The following is a 255-nucleotide window of genomic DNA, read 5'->3' as shown; positions in this document are numbered from 1 at the left end:
GGTTCTAACTCTGGTCCGTCATCCGGATCGAGGACAGTGTATGGTGGGCAGTTTGACTGGGGCGGTCTCCTCCTAAAGAGTAACGGAGGAGTACGAAGGTGCGCTCAGACCGGTCGGAAATCGGTCGCAGAGTATAAAGGCAAAAGCGCGCTTGACTGCGAGACAGACACGTCGAGCAGGTACGAAAGTAGGTCTTAGTGATCCGGTGGTTCTGTATGGAAGGGCCATCGCTCAACGGATAAAAGGTACTCCGGG

At 54.9% G+C, this 255-nt stretch carries 1 rRNA gene; it reads left to right on the top strand.

What is annotated here, in order from left to right:
• A 23S ribosomal RNA gene (locus J5M67_RS28990) occupies positions 1-255 on the top strand; the annotation flags it as partial.

The sequence above is a fragment of the Pseudomonas sp. 30_B genome (assembly GCF_017491605.1).
Taxonomy (GTDB): Bacteria; Pseudomonadota; Gammaproteobacteria; order Pseudomonadales; family Pseudomonadaceae; genus Pseudomonas.
The sequence above is the reverse complement of the archived record's forward strand: the minus strand, read 5'-3'. Positions and strand labels throughout refer to the sequence as shown.